This is a genomic window from Pseudomonas entomophila (genome assembly GCF_029478665.1).
Lineage (GTDB): Bacteria > Pseudomonadota > Gammaproteobacteria > Pseudomonadales > Pseudomonadaceae > Aquipseudomonas > Aquipseudomonas entomophila_F.
In genome coordinates this window covers 1-24,013 of sequence record NZ_JARPQB010000059.1, presented here as the reverse complement: position 1 = coordinate 24,013, position 24,013 = coordinate 1, and the positions used below count along the sequence as shown (strand labels likewise).

The 24,013-nt window shown below is 64.9% G+C and carries 23 protein-coding genes; 16 read left to right on the top strand and 7 right to left on the bottom strand.

The annotated features are described in order from the left end of the window. The first annotated feature begins 52 nt into the window (after positions 1 to 52). A complete protein-coding gene (locus tag P5705_RS23415) occupies positions 53 to 472 on the top strand; it encodes a polyribonucleotide nucleotidyltransferase (RefSeq protein ID WP_277463257.1) in 420 nt (139 codons plus the stop codon). A 25-nt stretch (positions 473 to 497) separates the two neighbouring features. Further along, positions 498 to 1,367, top strand: a complete 870-nt coding sequence (locus P5705_RS23410; protein WP_277463256.1) for a cation diffusion facilitator family transporter — start codon at positions 498 to 500, stop codon at positions 1,365 to 1,367. 110 nt (positions 1,368 to 1,477) lie between these two features. Here the strand turns inward: P5705_RS23410 and P5705_RS23405 are convergent, their stop codons facing one another. After that, a complete protein-coding gene (locus P5705_RS23405) occupies positions 1,478 to 2,269 on the bottom strand; it encodes a DUF6515 family protein (RefSeq protein WP_277463255.1) in 792 nt (263 codons plus the stop codon). 393 nt (positions 2,270 to 2,662) lie between these two features. Between P5705_RS23405 and P5705_RS23400 the strand changes: the two genes are divergently transcribed. Then, positions 2,663 to 3,139 carry an Lrp/AsnC family transcriptional regulator gene (locus tag P5705_RS23400; protein WP_011535815.1) on the top strand — a complete coding sequence of 159 codons (477 nt, stop codon included), beginning with the start codon at positions 2,663 to 2,665 and terminating at the stop codon, positions 3,137 to 3,139. Between the two features lie 53 nt (positions 3,140 to 3,192). Next, a complete protein-coding gene (locus P5705_RS23395) occupies positions 3,193 to 3,396 on the top strand; it encodes a DUF2788 domain-containing protein (RefSeq protein ID WP_011535816.1) in 204 nt (67 codons plus the stop codon). Positions 3,397 to 3,559: 163 nt separating this feature from the next. Here the strand turns inward: P5705_RS23395 and P5705_RS23390 are convergent, their stop codons facing one another. The 4 genes from P5705_RS23390 to P5705_RS23375 form a co-directional block, all read right to left on the bottom strand. Then, on the bottom strand, positions 3,560 to 4,189 hold the full coding sequence (locus P5705_RS23390) for a pseudouridine synthase (RefSeq protein WP_277463254.1): 630 nt from the start codon (positions 4,187 to 4,189) through the stop codon (positions 3,560 to 3,562). Positions 4,190 to 4,195: 6 nt separating this feature from the next. Beyond that, positions 4,196 to 5,659 (bottom strand): AMP nucleosidase, encoded by a 1,464-nt coding sequence (gene amn / locus P5705_RS23385; protein WP_277463253.1) that lies wholly within the window; start codon positions 5,657 to 5,659, stop codon positions 4,196 to 4,198. A 170-nt stretch (positions 5,660 to 5,829) separates the two neighbouring features. After that, a complete protein-coding gene (locus P5705_RS23380; RefSeq protein ID WP_277463252.1) occupies positions 5,830 to 7,485 on the bottom strand; it encodes an acyl-CoA dehydrogenase family protein in 1,656 nt (551 codons plus the stop codon). Between the two features lie 122 nt (positions 7,486 to 7,607). Beyond that, positions 7,608 to 9,599, bottom strand: coding sequence for a sensor histidine kinase (locus tag P5705_RS23375; RefSeq protein WP_277463250.1), 1,992 nt, complete (start codon positions 9,597 to 9,599; stop codon positions 7,608 to 7,610). A gap of 265 nt (positions 9,600 to 9,864) precedes the next feature. Between P5705_RS23375 and P5705_RS23370 the strand changes: the two genes are divergently transcribed. The 8 genes from P5705_RS23370 to lnt all read left to right on the top strand — a co-directional run bounded on the left by P5705_RS23370 (position 9,865) and on the right by lnt (position 17,555). After that, a complete protein-coding gene (locus tag P5705_RS23370) occupies positions 9,865 to 10,662 on the top strand; it encodes a hydroxymethylpyrimidine/phosphomethylpyrimidine kinase (protein ID WP_277463249.1) in 798 nt (265 codons plus the stop codon). Positions 10,663 to 10,676: 14 nt separating this feature from the next. Beyond that, on the top strand, positions 10,677 to 11,300 hold the full coding sequence (thiE, locus tag P5705_RS23365) for a thiamine phosphate synthase (RefSeq protein WP_277463248.1): 624 nt from the start codon (positions 10,677 to 10,679) through the stop codon (positions 11,298 to 11,300). Between the two features lie 17 nt (positions 11,301 to 11,317). Further along, positions 11,318 to 12,601 (top strand): glutamate-1-semialdehyde 2,1-aminomutase, encoded by a 1,284-nt coding sequence (hemL, locus tag P5705_RS23360; protein WP_277463247.1) that lies wholly within the window; start codon positions 11,318 to 11,320, stop codon positions 12,599 to 12,601. Positions 12,602 to 12,824: 223 nt separating this feature from the next. After that, positions 12,825 to 13,370, top strand: a complete 546-nt coding sequence (locus tag P5705_RS23355) for a tetratricopeptide repeat protein (protein WP_011535824.1) — start codon at positions 12,825 to 12,827, stop codon at positions 13,368 to 13,370. A gap of 327 nt (positions 13,371 to 13,697) precedes the next feature. Next, positions 13,698 to 14,696: a PhoH family protein gene (locus tag P5705_RS23350; protein WP_277463246.1), complete on the top strand. Its 999-nt coding sequence runs from the start codon at positions 13,698 to 13,700 to the stop codon at positions 14,694 to 14,696. Continuing rightward, positions 14,689 to 15,162, top strand: a complete 474-nt coding sequence (gene ybeY / locus P5705_RS23345; protein ID WP_277463244.1) for an rRNA maturation RNase YbeY — start codon at positions 14,689 to 14,691, stop codon at positions 15,160 to 15,162. The genes P5705_RS23350 and ybeY overlap by 8 nt, the downstream gene beginning before the upstream one ends. Before the next feature lie 27 nt (positions 15,163 to 15,189). Next, positions 15,190 to 16,029, top strand: coding sequence for an HlyC/CorC family transporter (locus P5705_RS23340; protein ID WP_240064857.1), 840 nt, complete (start codon positions 15,190 to 15,192; stop codon positions 16,027 to 16,029). Positions 16,030 to 16,037: 8 nt separating this feature from the next. Next, the gene (lnt, locus tag P5705_RS23335; RefSeq protein ID WP_277463242.1) at positions 16,038 to 17,555 is read left to right on the top strand and encodes an apolipoprotein N-acyltransferase; all 1,518 of its coding nucleotides are present in this window, start codon (positions 16,038 to 16,040) and stop codon (positions 17,553 to 17,555) included. 119 nt (positions 17,556 to 17,674) lie between these two features. Here the strand turns inward: lnt and P5705_RS23330 are convergent, their stop codons facing one another. Next, the gene (locus P5705_RS23330) at positions 17,675 to 18,436 is read right to left on the bottom strand and encodes a YdcF family protein (protein ID WP_277463239.1); all 762 of its coding nucleotides are present in this window, start codon (positions 18,434 to 18,436) and stop codon (positions 17,675 to 17,677) included. A gap of 126 nt (positions 18,437 to 18,562) precedes the next feature. Continuing rightward, positions 18,563 to 18,877: a hypothetical protein gene (locus P5705_RS23325; protein WP_277463238.1), complete on the bottom strand. Its 315-nt coding sequence runs from the start codon at positions 18,875 to 18,877 to the stop codon at positions 18,563 to 18,565. Between the two features lie 238 nt (positions 18,878 to 19,115). Here P5705_RS23325 and leuS point away from each other — a divergent pair, with 238 nt between their 5' ends. The 4 genes from leuS to arfA all read left to right on the top strand — a co-directional run bounded on the left by leuS (position 19,116) and on the right by arfA (position 23,839). After that, on the top strand, positions 19,116 to 21,722 hold the full coding sequence (gene leuS, locus P5705_RS23320) for a leucine--tRNA ligase (protein ID WP_277463237.1): 2,607 nt from the start codon (positions 19,116 to 19,118) through the stop codon (positions 21,720 to 21,722). A 54-nt stretch (positions 21,723 to 21,776) separates the two neighbouring features. Then, positions 21,777 to 22,382, top strand: coding sequence for an LPS assembly lipoprotein LptE (gene lptE, locus P5705_RS23315; protein ID WP_213658435.1), 606 nt, complete (start codon positions 21,777 to 21,779; stop codon positions 22,380 to 22,382). A gap of 37 nt (positions 22,383 to 22,419) precedes the next feature. Further along, positions 22,420 to 23,457, top strand: a complete 1,038-nt coding sequence (gene holA, locus P5705_RS23310) for a DNA polymerase III subunit delta (RefSeq protein WP_277463236.1) — start codon at positions 22,420 to 22,422, stop codon at positions 23,455 to 23,457. 217 nt (positions 23,458 to 23,674) lie between these two features. Next, positions 23,675 to 23,839, top strand: coding sequence for an alternative ribosome rescue factor ArfA (gene arfA / locus P5705_RS23305; protein WP_011535834.1), 165 nt, complete (start codon positions 23,675 to 23,677; stop codon positions 23,837 to 23,839). The last annotated feature ends 174 nt before the right edge of the window (positions 23,840 to 24,013 follow it).

The following is a 24,013-nucleotide window of genomic DNA, read 5'->3' as shown; positions in this document are numbered from 1 at the left end:
GTGTTGGCACGCGCCTTCACCCCTTGTAGTGCCTACTTTTCCGGAGATTCACATGCGCATCCCTTCCCGCGTCATTGGTGGCGTGCTCATCGCCACGCTGCTGACCCAGCTGACGGCCTGCGGCACCCTGTTCTACCCCGACCGCCGCGGCCAGATCGAAGGCAAGATCGACCCGGTGGTTGCGGCTCTGGACGCCATCGGCATTCTCTTCTACGTCATCCCCGGCCTGATCGCCTTCGGCATCGACTTCGCCAGCGGCGCCATCTACTACCCCGGTGGCCAGACCGCACACATCGACCCGCTAAAGCTCAAGCCCGCCATCAACGCCGACGGCCAGGTCGACAAGGTCAAGCTGCAGGCCATACTCGAGAGTGAACTGGGCCAGCGCCTGCCGCTGAACGACCCACGCCTGATCCAGCACCGTGGCAGTGTCGAGCAACTGGCCGCCTACGGCCTGGTTCCGGCAGCCTGATTTCTTCAAGGACGCAATCACCCCCATGACCGCGACCGCCGAACACAAGCGCCTGCTGCGCCTGGCCACCCGCGCTTCGCTGACAGTCGCCAGCCTGCTGGTGCTGGCCAAGGCCGTGGCCTGGTGGCTGAGCGGCTCGGTGAGCCTGCTGGCCGGGCTGACCGACTCAGCGCTGGATGCCGTGGCCTCGTTCCTCAACCTGCTCGCCGTGCACTACGCTTTGCGCCCGGCCGACGACGACCACCGTTTCGGCCACGGCAAGGCCGAAGCCCTGGCCGGCATGGCCCAGGCACTGTTCATCGCGGTCAGCGCGGTGTTGATCGGGGTGCAGGCCGTGGAACGCTTGCAAGCGCCGCAGCCGCTGGGTGACACCGCCGCCGGTATCGTGGTCATGCTGCTGTCACTGGTACTGACCCTGGCGCTGCTGGCCTTCCAGCGCAAGGTCATCCGCCTCACCGGCTCCACGGCGGTGCGCGCCGACTCCCTGCACTACCGCTCCGACCTGCTGCTCAACGGCAGCATCCTCCTGGCATTGCTTCTGGCGCGCTTCGGCTGGCCGCAGCTGGATGCGCTGTTCGGCCTGGGCATTGCCCTGTACATCCTGTGGAGCGCGATCCAGATTGCCCGCGAAAGCACGGCGATCCTGATGGACCAGGAACTGCCGGCCGATATCGGCGAACGCATGCTCGAGGTGGTGCAGACCATTCCGGGGGTGAAGGGCGTGCATGACCTGCGCACGCGGGTTTCGGGCAGCCAATGGTTCGTGCAATTGCACCTTGAACTGCCCGGGGACCTGCCACTGCATCAGGCCCACGAACTGTGCGTGCAGGCTTCGCAGGCCATCCGCGAGCGTTACCCGCGGGCGGATGTGATGGTGCATGCCGACCCGGTCTGAGCAGCGCCTCACCACAACCCCGTAGGAGCCAGCCTTGCTGGCGAACACTGGCAAGGCCGGTGCCAGGCACCGCAGTTTCTGCATCGCGGCTAAAGCCGCTCCTACAGGGGTCAGTTGATGCTATAGCCCCGTCCACTCAGGCAGGCGCCCAGCGCCCGCCGGTAGTTGTCGGCCACGTTGGCTGGTGGCGCGTAGGTCGCTGTGGCAGGGTCGAAGCCTGTCTGGCTGACCGCCCAGCGGTGACACTCGTAGCGATCCTGCTCCTGCTGCTCCGGCCCCTGCCCATAAGCTGGATAGGCGATCACGTCATAACTGTTGTACGGCTGCTGGACAGGCGCTGGCGCCGGCACGGCGGTGGGTGGATTGACCACCACATACTCTCGACTGTCGGCCTGGTACTGGTAATAGGTGTCAGCCACCAGGAAGAACAACGCGCCCCCCAGCCACACTTCACGGGCGTAGGGCGGCAGGTAGCCGACTCTCACGCCGTAGGGCGGCCTGACCACCACATAACCGCCGCCATGGGGGCGATACCAATAGCCACCGGAATAGAAGTAATCCTGCCCACGATACGGCACTTTCCAGTAACGGTCCGGGAAGCGATCGACGCTATGGCCGGGATGATACTGCGGTCCCGGGCCCCAACCATTGCCATGGCCGTCCGGGCGGCCGGCCCAGTCACCGCCCGGCCGTTGCCCGTAGTAGCGGTCGTCACCATGGCGACGCGGGATGTCCTGGTAGTAACCCTGGCGCGGCGGCTGGGTCTGACGCACTTCATCACGGGAATTGAGCGGCGAGCCGCGCCCGCCATTGGGGTCCTCCGGCCCTTGGGCCAAGGCGCTCAGGCTCAAGCCCATGCCCAGCAAACCAACACCTGCCAACTGCCAGATGCGCGACCTCATGTTGTTCCTCTCGCTCGGGATGACTGCATGCTGCGCAGTTTACCGTGGCGCCTGGCCATACAGATGAAATCGCGGACATAAAAAAGGGAGGCCTTGCGGCCTCCCTTCGGGAATTGTCGTCCGTGCTCGGCGCTTGTGGCACCGGCTCACCTCGCGCCGTCTTCTGGACAGTGCGTAGCCCGGGGGCCTGGCGGATCCTGTTGGATGGCCGGCCGCGACCGCCCGTCTGGGGCGCGTCGCCGTGGACTGATGTCCGGGCAGTGATTCTGGTGATAAAGATAGGCCGGATGGTGCGGCAGGGGATTGCGAAGATTGCTCTGATAAATAGCACTTGCGCAATTTTTCACCCTGGATTGATAATTCGCCGCAATCTGAACAGAAAAGGCCTTTTCCATGAGCAAGCTCGACCGCTACGACCTGAGCATCCTCGCCGAATTGCAGCGTGACGCGCGCATCTCCAACCAGGAGCTGGCCGAGCGCATCGGCCTGTCCCCCTCCCCTTGCTCGCGTCGGGTCAAGCAACTCGAGGACGACGGCTACATCTCGCGCCAGGTGGCGCTGCTGGACCGCAAGAAGCTTGGGTTGAGCCTGACCGCCTATGTGCTGATCGGCATGGACCGCCACACTCCCGAGCGCTTCGAGACCTTCGAGGCGGCAATCCGCAGCCTGCCCCAGGTGCTCGAATGCAGCCTGGTCACCGGGATGGACGCCGACTACCAGCTCAAGGTGGTGGTGCCGGACATGGATCACTACCAGAAACTGCTGCTGGGTAGCCTGACCCGCATCGAAGGCGTGACCAGCGTGCGCTCGAGCTTCGTGCTCAACCAGGTGCTGGCCAGCACCGAGCTGCCCTTGACCCATCTGCGTTGAATCCCCCGGCGCAGGGCGTATGATCGGCTGCTCAGCCTGCCTGGAGTGAACTGATGGATCCCGCCGTATTCGAAGAGTGGATGATGATTGTCCTGGTCACCGTGTTGATCGCTTTCATGGGCTTCATCGTCTGGGACCTGGCGAAGAAATCCAAGGCGGGGCGCTTCGGCACCCTGATCCTGTTCTTCGTACTCGGCCTGGGGGTGCTCGCATTCATCATCAAGAGCGTGGTGGTGGGGTTCCTCGAAGGCGTCTAGAGCCCTTGCAACCCCCGCTCCCCCTTGTAGGAGCGGCCTTGTGCCGCGAAAGGGCTGCAAGGCAGCCCCAGGTCTGAGCGCCAAGGCGGAAATTGTTGGGGCCGCTATGCGGCCCTTTCGCGGCACAAGGCCGCTCCTACAGAGTACGCGCATAGCTCGGATGTCAGAGCTTTGCAGCCACTTCGCGCCAGCACCCCTGCTCCAGCCCCTCGATCGACCAATCGCCGATGCGCACCCGCACCAGGCGCAAGGTCGGCAACCCCACCGCCGCCGTCATCCGCCGCACCTGGCGGTTTCGCCCCTCACGAATCACCAGTTCCAACCAGGCCGTCGGTACGCTCTTGCGAAAGCGTACCGGTGGATTGCGCGGCCACAGTTCGGGTTCCTCGAGCAAACGCGCCTCGGCCGGGAGCGTCGGCCCGTCGTTGAGCTCGACCCCCTCGCGCAGACGTTGCAGTTGCTCTTGGCTCGGTTCACCTTCGACCTGCACCCAGTAGGTTTTGGCCAACTTGTGCTTGGGGTCGGCGATGCGCGCCTGCAGACGGCCATCGTTGGTCAACAGCAACAGCCCTTCGCTGTCGCGGTCCAGACGCCCGGCCGGGTAGATGCCGGGGATATCGATGTAGTCCTTGAGCGTGGCACGCCCCTCGCCGTCACTGAACTGCGTCAGCACATCGAACGGTTTGTTGAACAGAATCAGACGAGGCTCGGCTGGTGGCGCCTTGGGCTGGCGACGCGGGCCGGAAGGCCGCGCCGTCGGACGGCGCGGTTTGTTGCGGGGTGGCAGGGACATGGATCCTCAGCGGAACGGCGGCTCATCGAAGCTGCGCAGTTTACGCGAGTGCAGCGAGTTGAGCTCGGTGCGCAGCAGGTCCAGGGCGGCGATACCGATCTTCAGGTGCTGGCTGACCGCGCGGTTGTAGAACGCGTTGGCCGAACCCGGCAGCTTGATCTCGCTGTGCAGCGGCTTGTCGGACACGCACAGCAAGGTGCCATATGGCACACGCAGGCGATAGCCCTGGGCGGCGATGGTGCCGCTCTCCATGTCCACGGCCACGGCGCGGGACAGGTTGATCAGCGGCCGCTCCTGGGCCCAGCGCAGCTCCCAGTTGCGGTCGTCGTAGGTGAGCACGGTGCCGGTGCGCAGGCGCTTCTTCAACTGGTCGCCACGCTCGCCGGTGACCTGCGCCGCCGCCTCCTGCAGGGCCAGTTGCACTTCTGCCAGGGCCGGGATCGGGATGTTTGGCGGCACCACGCGGTCGAGGATGCCGTCACGGCGCATGTAGGCGTGGGCCAGCACATAGTCGCCGATGGTCTGCGACTGGCGCAGGCCGCCACAGTGGCCGATCATCAGCCAGCAATGCGGGCGCAGCACGGCCAAATGGTCGGTGATGTTCTTGGCGTTGGAAGGGCCGACACCGATGTTGACCAGGGTGATGCCATCGCCATCGGCGGCGATCAGGTGGTAGGCCGGCATCTGGTAGCGGTGCCAGACCACGCTGGCGACCAGCGCCTGGGCCTCGCCGTGGTCCATGCCTTTGTCGATGATCACGTTGCCCGGCAACACCATGCGTACGAAGCGCGGGTCCTCGCGCAGCTGCTCCAGGCCATGGCCGATGAACTGGTCGACATAGCGGTGGTAGTTGGTGAGCAGGATCCACGGCTGCATGTGCCGCCAGTCACTGCCGGTGTAGTGCACCAGGCGGCGCAGGGAGAAGTCCACGCGGGCCGCGTCGAACAGCGCCAGCGGCAGTGTCTCGGCGCTTTCCCAGTCGTACAGGCCGTCGGCGATGTTGTCGGTGGCCGCCGACAAGTCGGTGCTGGGGAACACCCGCGCCAATTGCGCGGCGGTGATACCGCTGCCGGCCAGTTCGTCGCCCTGGTCGACCACGTAGGGGTACGGGATGTTCTGTTCGCTGACACCCACTTCCACGCTCACGGTGTAGTCGTGCATCAACGGGCGCAGTTGCTCCAGCAGGTAGCTGCGGAAGGCTGCTGGTTGGGTGACGGTGACGCTGTAGGTGCCGGCCACCTGGACCTTGGCGTAGGCGCGGGTGGTGGCGGCGACTTCGCCCAGGCTGTGGTAGGTGAGGCGCAGGGCCGGGTAGCGGAACAGCGCGCGCTCGGCCTCGGTCGGCTCGGTGCGGTCCTTGAGGTAGCGCTTGAGGGCCTGGCTCAGGGCCCCGGTGGCCTGTTCATGCAAGGCCGCCAGACGGTCGACGGCCTGTTCGGGGGTAGCAACGACTGCAAACGCTTGGCTCACGCTGGGCTTCCTGTCTTATGGACATGCATGCCAGTCATCTTGCCTGCGTTCACGGGCAAATACACCCCCGGATGTCGGCCATGCAGGGCTGGCTTGGTCCCTGGGGTAACCACTGTGCCGTGTTGGCCATACTGGCCCCTTCGCCGGCAAAGCCGGCTCCTGCAGGGGATCTATGCACCTGCCCATACCGGTGTCGCGCGCGCCACCAACGCCGCGGTGTCCACGCCTCGCGGCAAGGCACCATAGGCCCGTCCACTGCCCCCCAACCGACTACCGATGAACGCGTCGCTGACTGTTGCATTTCCCGCCTCGAGCAGCAGCTTGGCCTGCAATGCCAGGGCGATGTCCTCGGTCAGCTGGCGTGCGCGGTATTGGCTATCGCCGGTGTCGGCGAAGGCGCCTTTCAGGTTGCCGATGAACGCCGCCAGCCGCGCGTCGCCATGGCCATCCCCCAGTTCGCTGAACAACGCGTCGAGCACGCCCGGCTCCTTGGACAAGGCACGCAGCACGTCCAGGCACTGCACGTTGCCCGATCCCTCCCAGGTGGAGTTGACCGGCGCCTCGCGGTACAGCCGCGGCAGGATGCTGTCCTCGACATAACCGGCACCACCCAGGCACTCGGCGGCTTCATTGATCATTCCCGGCGCCCGCTTGCAGATCCAGTACTTGCCCACCGCCGTCACCAGCCGAGAGAAATGGGCCTGCTGCGGATCATCCAACTGGTCCAGCGCCTGGCCCATGCGCAGGCTCAGGGCCAGCGCGGCCTCGCTCTCCAACGCCAGGTCGGCGAGCACGTTCTGCATCAACGGTTGCTCGTTGAGCACGCGGCCACCGACCTTGCGATACGCGCAGTGATGCGCCGCCTGGGTCAGGGCCTGGCGCATCAGCGCACTGGAGCCGACCATGCAGTCGAAGCGAGTCATGGCCACCATCTCGATGATGGTCGGCACGCCCCGGCCCTCTTCGCCCACCATCCACGCCAAGGCACCACGGAATTCCACTTCGCTGGAGGCGTTGGAGCAATTGCCGAGCTTGTTCTTCAAGCGTTGGATATAGAACTGGTTGCGCTGGTCGTCGGGGCGGTGACGCGGCAGCAGGAAGCAGCTCAGGCCTTTGTCGGTCTGGGCCAAGGTCAGGAAGGCGTCGCACATCGGTGCGGAACAGAACCACTTGTGCCCCACTAGTTCGTAAGGCTGGCCCGGACCCGGCGCGCCCACCGGGTAGGCGCGGGTGGTGTTGGCGCGCACATCGGTGCCACCCTGTTTCTCGGTCATGGCCATGCCAAGAGTGACACCGGCCTTGTGCCGGTCGCCGATATTGCGGGGGTCATACTCCCGGGCAAGGATCTTCGGCAGCCAGTACCCGGCCAGCTCCGGCTGCAAGCGCAGTGCCGGCACGGCGGCGAAGGTCATGGTCAGCGGGCAGCCGGTGCCGGCCTCGGCCTGGCTGTGCAGGTAGGTCATCGAGGCGCGCGCCACGTGGGCGCCTGTGCGCGGCTCGGCCCAGGGCAGGGACGGCAGGCCATGCTCGACAGCCGTACGCATCAGTTCGTGGTAGGCGGGATGGAACTCAACCAAGTCGACGCGGTGACCATAGCGGTCGTGGCTGCTGAACTCAGGCTTGTGGGCATTGGCGAGAAAACCCGCGGCCATCAGCGGGCCACCCGCCAGGGCACCGTAGGCGTCGATGCGCGGCTCCGCCCAGCCGGCGCCGAAACGCCGCGACCACTCCTGGAGCGGCAGGTCGAGGCGGTAGAGATTGGCGCCGTCCAGCGAGGGCGGCTGGTTGGTGACTTCGTGGGTTTCAGCGAACTGGTGAAGGTTCATCGGGGCCTCCTGGTTCCGGTCGTGCCTGACAGCCCCAGTGAAGCACCACTGCCCGTTGAGTCAAAGTGACAAAACGGACTCTTTGGGGGGCGCTTCGCCGGCGGGCCGGCGAACGGTTGCCTTCAGAAGCGGCTCAGGCTAGAGGCCGCTCGAGCAGGTGGCAGTTGCACCTGCGCCACTGCCAGCGTCAGGCTCAATTCGAAACGGCTGCCCAACCCCGGCGTGGACTCATGGGACAACTTGGCATCGATCAGCTCGCCCAACTGTCGGCAGATCGAAAGGCCCACCCCCAGCCCGCCGTAGCGCCGGGTCATCGACCCGTCCACCTGAGCGAACCGCTGATACAGCACCGCCTGGTCCAGGTCGTCGAAACCGATGCCGCTGTCGCTGATGGTAATGCTCAAGGCCAGGCTTTCCGGCCCGGTACGGCGGCCTCGCACCTGCACGGTAACGCCCCCCTGATGGGTGAATTTCAGGCCGTTGTCCACCAGGCAGGCTACGCAGCGAGCAAGCTTCTGCGCATCGCCCACCAGGCTGTCGGGCAGGTCGGCAGGTACATCGAGGCTCAGGTAAAGGCCTTTGGCCAGGGCCTGGCTGGCGTAACCCGCGCGCAGCTCCTGCATCAGCCGCCGCAGGCTGAACGGCCCATGCTGGTTGCGCAGGTGGCCGGCCTGCAGCTCGGTGAGGATAAGAATGTCGTCGACCATCGCCATCATGTCCTGGGCGGAGCCGGTGGCGGTGCGATGGTACTGGGCCTGCTCCGCGCTCATGGGCAGGGTGTGCAGCAGCTCGAGCGAGCCGATAACGCCGTTCATCGGCGTGCGCAACTCGTGGGTCACGGTGGCCAGGAACTCATCCTTGAGCCGATTGCTGCGGGCCAGTTGCAGATTCATCTGCTCCAGGGTGCGGCCAGTCTCGCGCAGGGTCTGGGCCTGTTGCTCGCGCAGGCTGTTGATACGGTCGGCCAGGGCCAGCGACAGCAGCGCCACCTCCAGCGCCGAGCCCAACTGGCTGGCGTACATGGTGATGAACAGGTTCGGCAGGTAGCCCAGCACCATCAGGGTGTTGACCAGCCCACCCAGCAGGAAGGCGGTCCAGGCGATGATGAACCAGCGCGCCACCCGCAGCCCACGCCACCAGGCATACAGCCCGGCGCTGAAAATGCTCACGGTGAACAGCAGCGCCAGCAGCGTGGCCATGCGCAACGCCACGCCGTAGCGCAGGGCCAGCGCCAGCACCATGACCAGGCCGCCGCCGGCCATCAGTGCTATCAGCAGGCGATCGAAACCTCGGCTCAAGCGTCCCAGTTGCAGGAAATGACGGGCGAACTGGCAACCGAACAGACCGGCGGCACCAATGAAGAACGGGGTCGCGGCATTGGCCCACCAGGGGCTGTCCGGCCAGAAATAGGCAATACCGGCGCCATTGACCGACACCTGATAAAGGCCGAACGAGGCGATGTACAGGATGTAATAGAGGTAGCTGACATCGCGTACGCTGAGGTAGATGAACAGGTTGTAGACCAACATCACCAGCAGCACGCCGTAGATCATCCCCAGCACGTACAGACGGGCGGGCTGGTCTTCCAGGTAGGCTTCGGCCGACCAGAGAGTCAGCGGCGCCTGGATCGAGCCCTGGCTGTGCAGGCGCAGGTAGGCGGTGGTCGACTGACCGGGGCGCATGGGCAGTTCGAACAGGTAGTTGTTCTGGCGGACCTGGCGGCTGGCGTAAGGCAGGGCATCACCGGTGCGCTGGGCCAGGTGATAGCCCCCTTGCTCATCCGGCAGGTAGAGTTCGAGATGATCCAGGGGCGGATAGGCCAGCTCCAGCAGCCACTGGCGCGGCGCGGCGGAGGGCGGGGCGGCATAGTCGAGGTCGATGCGCAACCAGAATACCGAGGTCGAATAACCGGCATTCAACACCTCGTCCTGATGCTGCACGAAGTGGCTGGCAAAAGCGGGAGCGCTGACCTGGGCAATCGTGGCGTTGCCGTCGTGGTCCTCGTAGACCAGCATGGAACGGCCCAGCGGCAGACGACCGGTGCTGCCGTCGAATTCGACCGCTCCGGCGAGCAAGGGCAAGCAGCCCAGAAGCACAATCAGCAAATAGCGCATACAGCCCCAGCATGGCCTGTCCAGTCGCGTCGCGGTTGCCCCCTTTCCCTTTGAGACGACGTGATCCGGCAGAACCCGTTTATCGAGTTATCCGAGCACTCTAGCATAGCTTTCCGGCATGGCCAGAGGCCACTGCGAATTTGCATGCAGAAGCTCTAGCATGCATCTTTCAGAGACCATCACAAATGCATCCTGACCACTTGATCAGCAAATCTTGCGAAGCGACCGATCCGCGCAAAAAGGTTTGGTGATAAGCTCGCCGACCATGAATACCTACAGCTCCCGCCCCGTTGTCCTCTGTCTGTCCGGCCACGACCCCAGTGGTGGCGCCGGCCTGCAGGCAGATATCGAAGCCCTGCTCGCCCAAGGCTGTCACGCCGCGCCTGCCGTGACCGCCCTGACCGTGCAGGATACCGTCAACGTTTCCGACTTCCGCGTGCTCGACCGCGAGTGGGTGCTGGCCCAGGCCAACGCCGTGCTGGCCGACTCCACGGTGGCCGCGGTCAAGCTGGGCATGCTCGGTTCGATCGAGATGGTCGATACCATCGCCGAACTGCTGGCCGCGCACCCGCACCTGCCGCTGGTCTGCGACCCGGTGCTGCGCGCCGGCGGTGGCGGTCGCCTGGGCAAGGACGAGGTCGGCTACGCCCTGCGCGAACGCCTGCTGCCCCTGGCCACCATCGCCACGCCCAACCTGCCGGAAGCGCGCATCCTCGCGGAACTGCCGGAAGGCACGGCGGACGAATGCGCCGCAAAACTGCTGCCGTACTGTAGACACCTGCTGATCACCGGCGGTCACGGCGACGAGGACGAAATTCACAACCGCCTGTACAGCCGCGACGGCCAGCCACACACCTGGACCTGCCAGCGCCTGCCGGGCAGCTACCACGGCTCGGGCTGCACCCTGGCCAGCGCCCTGGCCGGCCGCCTGGCCCTCGGCGAACAGCTGGAAAGCGCCGTGCGCAGTGCCCTGGACTACACCTGGCGCACCCTGCGTGACGCCGAGCAACTGGGCAAGGGCCAGTACGTGCCGCGCCGCCTGCCCCTGGATTTCTGCTCCTGACACGAGGCCACCCGATGACGCTCCGCGGTCTGTATGCCATCACCGACAGCCAGCTGCTCGCCGGCCGTTTCCTCAGCCACGTCGAGGCGGCGCTCGAAGGCGGCGTCTGCCTGCTGCAGTACCGCGACAAGAGCGACGACGCGGCCCGCCGCCTGCGCGAGGCCGAGTCGCTGCTGAAACTGTGCGAGCGCTACGGCACGCAACTGATCATCAATGATGACGCCGAACTGGCCGCGCGCCTGGGTGTCGGCGTGCACCTGGGCCAGACCGACGGCCCACTGACGCCGGCCCGCGCCCTGCTCGGCCGCCAAGCGATCATCGGCTCCACCTGCCACGCCAGCCTCGAGCTGGCGCAGCAAGCGGCCAGCGAAGGCGCCAGCTACGTCGCCTTCGGCCGCTTCTTCAATTCCGTCACCAAGCCGGGCGCCCCGGCCGCCAGCCTCGAACTGCTGGAGCAGGCCCGGGCCCGCGTGAAACTGCCGATCGCGGTGATCGGCGGCATCACCCTCGACAACGCCGCCCCGCTGGTCGCCCATGGCGCCGACCTGCTGGCGGTGATCCACGGCCTGTTCGGTGCCGACAGCGCGCAGGAAGTCACCCGCCGCGCCCGCGCCTTCAACGCCCTGTTCGCCTCCTGATTTCGAGAGAAGATCCCATGTCCCGTTCCGAAGCCCTGTTCAAAGAAGCCCAGAAGCACATCCCCGGCGGCGTCAACTCACCCGTGCGCGCCTTCAAGAGCGTCGGCGGCACCCCGCTGTTCTTCAAGCACGCCGAAGGCGCCTACGTCATCGACGAGGATGACAAGCGCTACGTCGACTACGTCGGCTCCTGGGGCCCGATGATCCTCGGCCACGGCCACCCGGACGTGCTGGACGCCGTGCGTCGGCAGCTGGAACACGGCCTGTCGTACGGCGCGCCGACCGCCATGGAAACCGAAATGGCCGACCTGGTCTGCTCGATCGTGCCGTCGATGGAAATGGTGCGCATGGTCAGCTCCGGCACCGAAGCGACCATGAGCGCCATCCGCCTGGCCCGTGGCTACACCGGCCGCGACGCGATCATCAAGTTCGAGGGCTGCTACCACGGCCACTCCGACAGCCTGCTGGTCAAGGCCGGTTCCGGCCTGCTGACTCAAGGCGTACCGAGCTCGGCCGGCGTGCCGGCGGACTTCGCCAAGCACACCTTGACACTGCCGTTCAACGACATCGCCGCAGTCGAGAAGACCCTCGCCGAAGTCGGCCAGACCGTGGCCTGCATCATCGTCGAGCCAGTGGCCGGCAACATGAACTGCGTGCCTCCGGCACCTGGCTTCCTCGAAGGCCTGCGCGAGCAGTGCGACAAGCATGGCGTGGTGCTGATCTTCGACGAAGTGATGACCGGTTTCCGCGTGTCGCTGGGCGGTGCCCAGGGCTATTACGGCATCACCCCTGACCTGTCGACCTTCGGCAAGATCGTCGGTGGCGGCATGCCGGTCGGCTGCTTCGGTGGCAAGCGCGAGATCATGGGCTGCATCGCCCCGCTGGGTCCGGTCTACCAGGCCGGCACCCTGTCGGGCAACCCGCTGGCCATGGCCGCCGGCCTGACCACCCTCAAGTTGATCAGCCGCCCCGGCTTCCACGACGAACTGACGGCCTTCACCAGCCGCATGCTCGATGGCCTGCAGCAACGCGCCGATGCCGCAGGCGTACCGTTCGTCACCACACAGGCAGGCGCCATGTTCGGCCTGTACTTCAGCGGTGCCGACGACATCGTCACCTTCGACGACGTGATGGCCAGCGACGCGGAGCGCTTCAAGCGTTTCTTCCACCTGATGCTCGAAGGTGGCGTATACCTGGCCCCGAGCGCCTTCGAGGCCGGCTTCACCTCCATCGCCCATGGCGACAAGGAGCTGCAGATCACCCTGGATGCAGCCGAGCGCGCCTTCGCCAAGCTCAAGTGACCTGGCCCTGTTCGCCGGCAAGCCGGCTCCTGCAGCGACCGTAGGAGCCGGCTTGCCGGCGAACAACCCTCTATGTGTGACCCCGTTCACACAGCCACGCCGAAGCTGCCCCTCCTTCCATGAGGCAGAAATTCGAGTAAATCTTTGTAAGGTTGGCGCTGCTTATCCCATAATGTGCCACCAGAGATATTGGCCGCAGCTTTGCAGAGGTAAGTCGATCCCCATGAACCGCACCGGCCGCGCCCTGACCTTGGGCTGCCTGTTGCTACTTCAGCCCCTGCTGGCCCTGGCGGAGGGCGGTAACTCGTTGCTGATTCCGGCGACGGGCCGCTGCACCCTCAATACAGCGCCCGAAGAGCTGGAGAGCGCCCTGAAGGCCTGCGAGCGGACGGCGGAATCCGGGGATGCCGAGGCGCAGTACGAACTGGGCGAGTTCTACTACAGTGGCACGCCACGCCACCTCGACTTCGCCCTCAAATGGTTCGAGAAGGCCTCGTTGCAGGGCCAGGCCCAGGCGCAATACCGTCTAGGCTCGATGTTCTTCCATGGCGAAGGCGTCAAGGCCAACAACGTGCAGGCCTACATCCTGCTGAAAATGGCTGCGGTCAACGGGGCGGAGGACGCCCTGGACATGGCCGACGAAGTCACCGAGCAGATGCCCCGCGACGAACTCGAGCACGCCACCCAGGTGCTCGGCCAGATCTTCCGTAAATACCTGCTCGAATTGCAGAACGCCGAAGGGCGCACGCCCTTTTCGCCCTTGCCCTGAGCCCTCGTCTTCACCGTATCGTCAACTTCCACTGCCACAATCCATTGCAGGCGGATCATCGGCCGCTTTGCGACGCAAGGCCCCGTTGACCTGGCGCGGCCTCTGTAGAAGCGGCTTCAGCCGCGATCACCCGCGAAGCGGGTGCCAGACACTGCGGCGCCTGCATCGCGGCTAAAGCCGCCCCTACAAAGGGCGGCGGTAGCAGGCTTGAATGCGAAGGTGCCCGCGCAGGACCACACCCCTTGATCGTTTCAGTGCTTTCGCCACTGCCATTCAAGGGTTATTCTTGAGTTCACATCCATCGCCGTCGAGCGGCTAGAAACGACCTTGAACGCACCCATACAACCCCATCGTTTCATCCTCGAACCTTTCGAGGCCCATCGTTTCGCCAACCTGTGCGGCCAGTTCGACGAGCACTTGCGCCTGATCGAACAACGCCTGGCCATCGAGATCCGCAACCGCGGCAATCAATTCGAACTGATCGGCGAACCCAAGACCACTTCCGCAGCCGAACAGCTACTGCGCCGTCTCTACCGAGAAACCAAGGCCAGCGACCTGTCGCCGGAAACCGTCCATCTTTACCTCCAGGAATCGGCCGTCGAGCACATCGATAATCCGGCCGTCAACGAAGTCAGCGTCTCGCTGCGCACGCGCAAGGGTAACATTCGCCCGCGCGGGCTCAACCAGCAGCGCTACGTCAAGGAAATCCTGGCCAACGACATCAACTTCGGCATCGGCCCGGCCGGTACCGGCAAGACGTATCTGGCTGTCGCCTGCGCCGTCGACGCCCTGGAGCGCGAACAGGTGCGGCGCATCCTGCTGGTGCGCCCGGCGGTCGAGGCCGGCGAGAAGCTCGGCTTCCTGCCCGGCGACCTGGCGCAGAAGATCGACCCGTATCTGCGCCCGCTCTATGACGCGCTCTACGAGATGCTTGGCTTCGAACACGTGGCCAAGCTGATCGAGCGCCAGGTGATCGAGATCGCGCCATTGGCGTACATGCGCGGCCGCACGCTCAACAACAGCTTCATCATCCTCGACGAAAGCCAGAACACTACCCTCGAGCAGATGAAGATGTTCCTCACCCGCATCGGCTTCGGCTCCACCGCGGTGATCACCGGCGACATCACCCAGGTCGACCTGCCCCGTGGCACCAAGTCGGGCCTGGCCCACGTGATCGAGGTGCTCAAGGACGTGCCGGGCATCAGCTTCACCCATTTCCAGCCCAAGGACGTGGTACGCCACCCGCTGGTGCAGCGTATCGTCGAAGCCTACGACCGCTTCGAAGCCCGTCAGTTGAAGCCCGAGGCAACCGGCAAAGATGCTTGAACTCGACCTGCAACGGGCCACGGACGCCGCTGCCCCCGATGACGCCGCCTTCCGCCGCTGGTGCGAGCTGGCCCTGCGCCAGCGCACAGCCGACTCGGAGATGACCATCCGCCTGGTCGACGAGATTGAAGGCCGCGAGCTGAACCACACTTACCGGCACAAGGACTACGCAACGAACGTGCTGTCCTTCCCCGCCGACGTTCCCGACGACCTGCTCGACATCCCACTGCTGGGCGACCTGGTGATCTGCGTGCCGGTGGTCGAGCGCGAAGCCCGGGAACAGGGCAAATCGCTCGAAGCGCATTGGGCGCACCTGGTCATCCATGGTTGCCTGCACCTGCTCGGCTACGACCACATCGAAGACGATGAGGCCGAGGAAATGGAAGCGCTGGAACGAGAATTGCTGGCGGAACTGGGTCACCCGGACCCCTACGCCGACGACGAAACCGACTCAATCACACACTGAACACTGCAAGGATCACGAGTAACCGCCATGAGCGAAGATCGATCGAGCAACGGGCAAAAGTCCTGGCTGGGTAAACTGACCCAGGCTTTTGCCCATGAGCCGAAAAACCGCCAGGAGCTCCTCGAGCTGCTGCGTGAAGCCCATCAGAACAAGCTGCTCGACAGCGAAGCGCTGACCATCGTCGAGGGTGCCATCCAGGTCGCCGACCTGCAGGTGCGCGACATCATGGTGCCGCGCTCGCAGATGATCAGCATCAAGGCCAGCCAGTCGCCACGCGAGTTCCTGCCGGCGGTGATCGACGCCGCGCACTCGCGTTACCCGGTGATCGGCGAGAGCCACGACGATGTGCTGGGCATCCTGCTCGCCAAGGACCTGCTGCCACTCATCCTCAAAGAGAACGGTGACAGCTTCAACATCAAGGACCTGCTGCGCCCGGCCACCTTCGTGCCCGAGTCGAAGCGCCTGAACGTGCTGCTGCGCGAGTTCCGCGCCAACCATAACCACATGGCCATCGTCATCGACGAATACGGCGGGGTGGCGGGCCTGGTGACCATCGAGGACGTGCTCGAACAGATCGTCGGCGACATCGAGGACGAACACGATGTCGAGGAAGACAGCTACATCAAGCCGTTGCCCAGCGGCGACTTCCTGATCAAGGCGCTCACACCCATCGAGAACTTCAACGCATTCTTCGACAGCGCATTCTCCGATGACGAGTTCGACACCGTCGGTGGCCTGGTCATGAGTGCCTTCGGCCACCTGCCCAAGCGTAACGAAACCACCGAGATCGGCAGCTACCGCTTCCGTGTTCTCAATGCCGACAGTCGCCGGATACACTTGCTGCGCCTGACACCGATCACCCGCTAAGGAACGACATGCGCTGGATCACCCGCCCCGGCTGGCCCGGTAACCTGCTGGCCCTGGCGGCCGGCGCCTCCACCCTCCTGGCCCTGGCGCCCTTCGACATCTGGCCGCTGGCCCTGCTGTCCCTGGCGCTGTTCTTTGCCGGCCTGCGCGAGCTGAGCCCGCGCCAGGCTCTGGGCCGTGGCTGGTGTTTCGGCTTCGGCCTGTACGGCGCCGGCACCTGGTGGATCTACGTCAGCATGAACACCTACGGCGGCGCCTCGCCGCTGTTGGCGATTGCCCTGCTGGTGGCGTTCTTCGCCTGCCTGGCGTTCTTCTTCGCCCTGCCCGCCTGGCTTTGGGCACGCTGGCTGCGTCGCGACGAAGCACCACTGGCCGATGCCCTGTGCTTCGCCGCCCTGTGGCTGTTGCAGGAGGCCTTCCGCGGCTGGTTCCTCACCGGTTTCCCTTGGCTCTATGCCGGCTACAGCCAGCTCGACGGCCCACTGGCCGGCCTCGCCCCGCTGGGCGGTGTCTGGCTGATCTCCTTTGCCCTGGCGCTGACCGCCGCCCTGCTATGCAACCTCCATCGCCTGCGCGAACGCCGTTCGTTCCTGGCCGTGGGCGTGCTGTTGCTGGTGGCGCCCTGGATCATCGGCCTGGCCCTCAAGGACCACGCCTGGACCAAGCCGGCGGGTGACCCGCTGAAAGTCGCCGCCCTGCAGGGCAATGTGGAACAGGACCTGAAGTGGGACCCGGCCCACGTCAATGCACAACTGGCGCTATACCGCGACATGAGCTTCAGCTCGAAACCCGTCGACCTGCTGGTGTGGCCGGAAACCGCGGTCCCCGTGCTCAAGGACCAGGCCCAGGGCTACATCGACATGATGGGCGGCTTTGCCGCCGACCGGCATTCGGCGCTGATCACCGGTGTACCGGTGCGCCAGGAAGTGCGCCACCAGCGCCGCTATTTCAACGGCATCACCGTGACCGGCGAGGGCGACGGCACCTACCTCAAGCAGAAGCTGGTGCCGTTTGGCGAGTACGTGCCGTTGCAGGACATGCTGCGCGGGCTGATCGAATTCTTCAACTTGCCGATGTCGGACTTCGCCCGCGGCCCCGAGGACCAGCCACTGCTTCAGGCCAAGGGTTACCAGATCGCGCCGTACATCTGCTACGAAGTGGTCTACCCGGAGTTCGCCGCCAGCCTGGCGGCGCGCAGCGACCTGCTGCTGACCATCAGCAACGACACCTGGTTCGGCACCTCGATCGGCCCGCTGCAACACCTGCAGATGGCCCAGATGCGAGCGCTGGAGGCCGGTCGCTGGATGATCCGCGCCACCAACAACGGCGTGACCGCGTTGATCGACCCGTTTGGCCGGATCACCGCGCAAGTGCCGCAGTTCCAGCGGGCGGTGTTGTATGGCGAAGTGGTGCCGATGCAGCAACTCACGCCTTACCTGCAATGGCGCTCGTGGCCGCTGGCGATCGTCTGTGCATTGCTGCTGGGCTGGGCGCTGCTCGCGGGGCGAATCGCCAAGACCGTCTGACCAGCAATGCCCCCTGTAGGAGCGGCTTTAGCCGCGATCACCCGCAAAGCGGGTAGCAGGCACCGTGTCGCCTGCATCGCGGCTAAAGCCGCTCCTACAGGAATCGGGTACGCCAGGCATCAATAGAACAACCGATACCCCAGCAACCCCACCGCCTCGTTCAGCAGCTGCCCGCTCTGCCACATTGCCCGCCCTTCCGGCAGCAATCCGCCAAATGGCCGCGCATGCTCCTGGCCGAGGAAGCCCATCGGTGCTGGCACCACCTCGAACCCGGCTCGCTCGAAGCTCCAGCGCGAGCGCTGCATATGCCAGGCCTGGGTCACGACCACCACACGGCGAATACCCAACGGCTGCAGCAGCTTCGCCGTGAAGTCGGCATTCTCCCAGGTGGTACGGCTGGCCTCTTCCTTCCAGGCGACCTTCACCCCGAAATCAGCCTCCAGGCGATCAGCCATCAACTGTGCCTCACTGGGCGGCGTGCCATAGTGCAAGCCGCCACTGGTCACCACTGGCAACCCGGAAGCCTTGGCCAACTGGGCGGCAAAGCGCATGCGCTCCAGGGCGACATAGGTCGGCTGGTCCGAACCGCCCCAGGCCGGATCACCCCGCTCACGCCCGGCGCCAAGGACCACGATGGCATCTGCCTGCGTCGCCAGGTTTTTCCAGCTGCCAACCTCAAGGGCCGGCTCGGTCTCCAACACCCGTGCCACCTGCTCCACCACCAGCGGCATGCTCATCAGCCACAGCCCACCCAATCCAACAGTGAAACAGAAGGCGGCCAGGCGCGGACGTCGCCGTCGCCACCACCAGGCGGCCAGCAGCAGGAGCAGGAGCAGGCCCGGGGGCATCAACCATTGTTTGACGAAAAAGCGAATCGGCATGACATACCTCCATGGAAGGCATGCAGCCTAAGAGGATCGGCGCCGGGCCTCAAGGGCGACCGGCACCGATCGGAGCGTGTGTATCGAAGAACCGGCGCGTTGCCCTGCGCCTGCAACCCTGAACGGCTATCGGGACGGCAGCGTCCTGGATCTGGCTGGAGCGGTGGAACGCTTTCTATCCTTGAGCCAGATGATCCTGGCCGTGGATGGTTCCGGCTGCGTGTACGCACCGGCGCTGGCATGACGGCCTTCCGGGAGGGATTCCAGGTAGGCCTTGATCACCTCGAACTCGGCGTGGCTCAGACCACGCAGTTCCAGTTCGGCGGGCATCTCATCGCGCAACCGTACCGATGTCCTGGCGATTTCCAGTGCCAGGCCCAGGCGGTCGATCAGGCGCTCGTACAGCTCCGGTTTGTTTGCAGGTAGTTGCGACTCTCCCATCCGTTCACCTCATTGAAGGTAAGAATTTCTCCCCCCACAAAAGAGCTTAGCGTCGCTGGCAAAAGCAGCCGTCCGTCACGACCAACGGCCCGCGCGGCGTGCGATGCAAACTGGGTTTCCCACGACGCGCGGCGCTCATGTATGCTACGGCGTTCACTCTATTACGACACCGGAGTGCCGGACGCAGCGAGGTCGCGCTGCCTGGAACATGTCTCTTATCTCTCAATACAAAGTAGCCATGCACGAACAATACACACCCCGTGATGTAGAAGCCGCCGCCCAGAATGCCTGGGACGAGCAACAATCGTTCGCTGTTACCGAACAGCCAGGCAAAGAGACTTACTACTGCCTATCGATGTTCCCGTACCCGAGCGGCAAGCTACACATGGGCCACGTGCGCAACTACACCATCGGCGACGTGATTGCCCGCTACCAGCGCATGCTCGGCAAGAATGTCCTGCAACCGATGGGTTGGGACGCCTTCGGCATGCCGGCGGAAAACGCCGCGATGAAGAACAACGTCGCCCCGGCCAAGTGGACCTACGAGAACATCGACTACATGAAGACCCAGCTCAAGAGCCTGGGCCTGGCCATCGACTGGTCGCGTGAAGTCACCACCTGCAAGCCGGACTACTACCGCTGGGAACAGTGGCTGTTCACTCGCCTGTTCGAAAAAGGCGTCATCTACCGCAAGAACGGCACTGTCAACTGGGACCCGGCCGACCAGACCGTACTGGCCAACGAGCAGGTCATCGACGGTCGTGGCTGGCGTTCGGGCGCGCTGATCGAGAAGCGCGAGATCCCGATGTACTACTTCCGCATCACCGACTACGCCGACGAGCTGCTGGAAAGCCTCGACGAGCTGCCGGGCTGGCCCGAGCAGGTCAAGACGATGCAGCGCAACTGGATCGGCAAGTCGCGCGGCATGGAAGTGCAGTTCCCGTACGACCAGGCCAGCATCGGCCATGAAGGCACCCTGAAGGTCTTCACCACCCGTCCGGACACGCTGATGGGCGCCACCTACGTGGCCGTCGCCGCCGAACACCCGCTGGCCACCCAGGCCGCCCAGGGCAATGCTGCGTTGCAGGCGTTCATCGACGAGTGCAAGAGCGGCAGCGTTGCCGAGGCCGACATGGCCACGCAGGAGAAGAAGGGCATGGCCACTTCCCTGTTCGTCGAGCACCCGCTGACTGGCGAGAAACTGCCGGTATGGGTCGCCAACTATGTGCTGATGCACTACGGCGACGGCGCGGTGATGGCCGTGCCGGCCCACGACGAGCGTGACTTCGAGTTCGCCCACAAGTACAACCTGCCGGTCAAGGCCGTGGTGCGCACCAGCGCCGGTGACGACGTCGGCAGCGAATGGCTGGCCGCCTACGGCGAGCACGGCCAGCTGATCAACTCGGGCGAGTTCGACGGCCTGGACTTCCAGGGCGCCTTCGACGCCATCGAAGCCGCGCTGATCCGCAAGGATCTCGGCAAGTCGCGCACCCAGTTCCGTCTGCGCGATTGGGGCATCAGCCGCCAGCGCTACTGGGGTTGCCCGATCCCGATCATCCACTGCCCGTCCTGCGGCGACGTGCCAGTGCCAGAAGACCAACTGCCGGTGACGCTGCCGGAGAACGTGGTGCCGGACGGCGCCGGTTCGCCGCTGGCGCGCATGCCCGAGTTCTATGAGTGCGCCTGCCCGAAATGCGGCACTGCGGCCAAGCGCGAAACCGACACCATGGACACCTTCGTCGAGTCGTCCTGGTACTTCGCCCGCTACGCCTCGCCCAACTACGACAAGGGCCTGGTCGACCCCAAAGCCGCCAACCACTGGCTGCCGGTGGACCAGTACATCGGCGGTATCGAGCACGCCATCCTGCACCTGCTGTACGCGCGCTTCTTCCACAAGCTGATGCGTGACGAAGGCCTGGTAACCTCGAACGAGCCGTTCAAGAACCTGCTCACCCAAGGCATGGTCGTCGCCGAAACGTACTACCGTGTCGCCAGCAACGGCGGCAAGGACTGGTTCAACCCGGCCGACGTCGAGATCGAGCGCGATGCGAAAGCCAAGATCATTGGCGCACGCCTGAAGACCGACGGCCTGCCGGTGGAAATCGGCGGCACCGAGAAGATGTCGAAATCGAAGAACAACGGCGTCGATCCGCAATCGATGATCGAGCAGTACGGCGCCGACACCTGCCGCCTGTTCATGATGTTCGCCTCGCCGCCCGACATGAGCCTGGAATGGTCCGACTCCGGCGTCGAGGGTGCCAGCCGCTTCCTGCGCCGCGTCTGGCGCCTGGCCCAGGCCCATGTGGCACAGGGCCTGCCGGGCCAGCTGGACATCGCCGCCCTGAGCGACGAGCAGAAAGTCATCCGCCGCGCCATCCACGCCGCGATCAAGCAAGCCAGCAGCGACGTGGGCCAGTTCCACAAGTTCAACACCGCCATCGCCCAGGTGATGACCGTGATGAACGTGCTGGAGAAGGCCCCGCAGGCCACCGCCCAGGATCGCGCCCTGCTGCAGGAAGGCCTCGAGGCCGTCACCCTGCTGCTGGCACCGATCACCCCGCACATCTCCCACGAACTGTGGAAGCAATTGGGCCATGCGCAGGCGGTGATCGACGCGACCTGGCCGACGGTCGACGAAAGCGCCCTGGTGCAGGACACCGTGACGCTGGTGGTGCAGGTCAACGGCAAACTGCGTGGCCAGGTGGAAATGCCTGCCGCCGCCAGCCGTGAAGAGATCGAAGCCGCCGCCCGCAACAACGAGAACGTCCTGCGTTTCACCGACGGCCTGACCATCCGCAAGGTCATCGTGGTACCGGGCAAGCTGGTCAACATCGTCGCCAATTGATGGCAACGCCCACCCGCACGGGTGGGCGTATTCGGCCCACGAGGGAGCTACAACATGATCAAACGCAATCTGCTGGTAATGGGCCTCGCTGTACTGCTGAGCGCCTGCGGTTTCCAGCTGCGCGGCACTGGCACCACCGAACTGACCATCAAGGAACTGGACCTCAGCGCCCGTAACGCCTATGGCGACACGGTCAAGCAACTGCGCACCACGCTGCAGAACAGCGGCGTGAAGGTCTACAGCGGCGCGCCCTACAAGCTCGTGCTCACCAACGAGCAGGAAACCCAGCGCGCGGCAACCTACACCGGCGGTTCCCGTTCGGCGGAGTACGAGCTGACCACCGTGCTCAACTATGCAATCGAAGGCCAGAACGATAGCGTTCTGCTGGAAGACAAACTGCAAGTGCAGAAGTACTACGTGTACGACGGCAACAACATCACCGGCTCCGGCCAGGAAGCCACCCAGGTTCGCAACGAGATTCGCCGTGACCTGGTGCAAGGCATGATGGTACGCCTGCAACAGCTGACGCCAGCTCGCCTCGACGACCTGCAGCGCAAGGCCGACGAACGCGCCCAGGCCGAAGCACGCGCGCTGCAGGAAGCGCAACGCATCCAGGACGAGACGCCCCAGCAATCGCCGCTGGAAGTCCCGGCCAAGTAAGCCGGAACGGGGTGCCTGAGGCACCCCGCCTTTCTCTATGAAACTGTCCCCCGCCCAACTCAACAAGCACCTGCAAGGCCAGCTGGCACCCGTCTATATCGTCAGCGGTGACGACCCGCTGCTGTGCCAGGAAGCCGCCGATGCCATCCGCGGCGCCGCACGCCAGCAGGGCTTCGATGAACGCCAGGTGTTCAGCGCCGACGCCAACTTCGACTGGGGCAACCTGCTCCAGGCCGGTGCCAGCCTGTCGTTGTTCGCCCAGCGTCGCCTGCTGGAACTGCGCCTGCCCTCCGGCAAGCCGGGCGACAAAGGCGCCGCCGCGCTAATGGAATACTGCGCCAGGCCTGCCGAGGACACGCTGTTGCTGATCAGCCTGCCAAAGCTCGACGGCAGCGCGCAGAAAACCAAATGGGGCAAGGCACTGATCGAGGGTGAACACTGCCAGTTCGTGCAGATCTGGCCGGTGGACACACAACAGTTGCCGCAGTGGATCAACCAGCGCCTGTCACAGGCCGGCCTGTCGGCCCAGCGTGATGCGGTCGACCTGATCGCCGCGCGGGTGGAAGGCAACCTGCTGGCCGCCGCCCAGGAAATCGAGAAGCTCAAGCTGCTCGCCGAAGGCAACCAGATCACCGTCGAGACCGTCCAGGCCGCGGTCGCCGACAGCGCCCGCTTCGATGTCTTCGGGCTGGTCGATGCCATTCTCAACGGTGAAGCGGCCCATGCCTTGCGCATGCTCGAGGGCTTGCGCGGCGAAGGTGTCGAGCCGCCAGTCATACTCTGGGCCCTGGCCCGTGAGTTGCGCTTGCTGGCAGGGCTGGCCCTGCAATTCAGCCAGGGGGTACCGCTGGACAAAGCCTTCAGCCAGGCCCGGCCCCCCGTGTGGGACAAGCGTCGCCCACTGGTGAGCAAGGCCCTGCAGCGTCTTTCGGCGCAGCGCTGGGCCATGCTGCTGCAGGATGCCCAGCGCATCGATGCGCAGATCAAGGGGCAGGCCGAAGGTTCGCCCTGGACCGGCCTGACCCGGCTGTCGCTGCTGATGGCAGGGCAGCGCCTGACACTCCCGTCCGAGTAGGAGCGGCTTCAGCCGCGATCACCCGCAAAGCGGGTGCCACATACCGCGTCGTCTGCATCGCGGCTGAAGCCGCTCCTACAGAGACCGCGCCCGCCATACCTGTAGGAGCCGGCTTTGCCGGCGAACAGCGTTCAATCCATAAACACAATCAATTGGCCCCCATCCGGCCAAAGGCTTAAAGTCCGCCGCGAAATCCACCCCCGACCGGGAACCCACCATGAGCAAGAAACCGAAGAAGCACGGCCCCAACAAGGCCAAGTCGATCATCGCCCAACCGCTGTTCCGCTGCCGACAGGAACAACCGAACAAGGGCAAAGGCAGCTACCGCCGCGAAGCCTTCCAATCGAGAGATTGGGAGGCTTCTTGCTTTATGGCGGCCTGAAAGCGCATGAAAGGCACAGGCATGGTATGGTCGGCACCTGACCTGCAATTCTGGATCTGTGCATGCCCTCTCGTCTCACTCTACGCTGGCAACCGCGCCAGCTGATCGCTGCCACCAGCTTCATCCTGCTCGTCGCCTGCGCGGAGAAACCCACCGCCGCGGACGCCCTGCCGC